The sequence below is a fragment of the Enterobacter cloacae complex sp. SYL001 genome (assembly GCF_049237025.1).
GTDB lineage: Bacteria > Pseudomonadota > Gammaproteobacteria > Enterobacterales > Enterobacteriaceae > Enterobacter > Enterobacter intestinihominis.
Map to the genome: position 1 here is coordinate 1 of NZ_JBMKJI010000060.1, position 1,346 is coordinate 1,346.

General features: G+C 54.8%; 1 protein-coding gene. It reads left to right on the forward strand.

The genetic code is table 11. The features are described from left to right. Positions 1 to 85 precede the first annotated feature (85 nt). Positions 86 to 1,346 (forward strand): IS4 family transposase (locus ACOTZP_RS23810; protein ID WP_271075014.1); only part of this gene is annotated, 1,261 nt, incomplete at its 3' end.

The window sequence follows — 1,346 nt, forward strand, 5'->3', positions numbered from 1 at the left end:
CTAATGCCGATCGTTTAAGGATCGGTTGACCGATCCAGCGGCTGGTGTAAAAAGGGTTCTGTGTTCATCATGGAGCCCTTTTTAAATGGAACTGTCCCAGGCCCTCGGCATTATTAATCTTACCGCCCCCGAAGAGGTCCAGAGCCTTGCCGACCTTCTTCCCCACGACCTCATTCAGCAGGCTTTTTCCCTGACTGATACAGTGACTCTGCGTAAACGTAAACTCCCGCTCGAATCCATGGTCTGGCTGGTTATCGGCATGGCGATTTTCAACAACAAACCTCTCTCTCATATCGTCAACCTGATGGATATCGTTGACCGCACCGGAAGGTCATTTACTGCCCCCAGCTCCGTTATCGCCCGCCGTAAAACACTGGGCGAGGATGCTATCCGGGAGTTGTTTAACCTTACGCAACAGCACTGGCACAAGGAAGCCCGGCATCCGCTCTGGCATGGACTGACGCTGAATGCCGTTGATGGTGTGGTCTGGCGAACGCCGGACACACCGGAAAACGCTGCTGCCTTCGCAAAAGCGGAAAACCAGCATGGCGAAAAGGGCTTCCCGCAGGTTCGTATGGTGTGTCTGATGGAACTGAGCAGCCATCTGCTGCGTGCCAGTGTAATGGGCCGGTATGACGTTAATGAAATGCGCCTGGCAGCAGGACTGACTGAACAGGTACCGGATAACAGCGTGACGCTGTTCGACCGGGGGTTCTGGTCAGCCGGTCTGCTGGATAACTGGCACCGGGCCGGAGAAAACCGTCACTGGCTGCTGCCGCTGAAAAAAGGCACGCAGTATGAAGTGGTTCGCAGGCTGGGTAAACAGGATGCGCTGATAACCCTGAAGACTTCCCCGCAGGCCAGAAAGCAGTGGGAAGGACTGCCGGATACGCTCACAGTCCGGCTGGTGAGCCGTAAGGTAAACGGCGTGGAGCGACAGGTTGTCACGTCAATGACAGATGCCATGCGTTACCCGGCGGCAGACATAGCGGAACTGTATAAACACCGGTGGGAAATAGAGCTGGGGTACCGTGAAGCAAAACAGTATCTGTGCGGCAACCGCTGGACACTGAGAAGTAAGTTACCGGAGATGGTCAGGCAGGAGTTGTGGGGAATACTGCTGACCTACAATCTGGTGCGGTATCAGATGGTAAAAATGGCGTTCAGCCTGAAAGGTGACTATCTGCCGTATCAGCTGAGCTTCAGCGGCTCACTGGCAGAGATAATGCGGTTGTTAATCGGGCTGCCATGGTCATCACCGGGCGCAGTACCGGGGCATCTGAAGCACTTCTACAGTAATGCGGCAATGCTGAAACTGCCACTGAGGAGGGAGCGGGAATATGAAA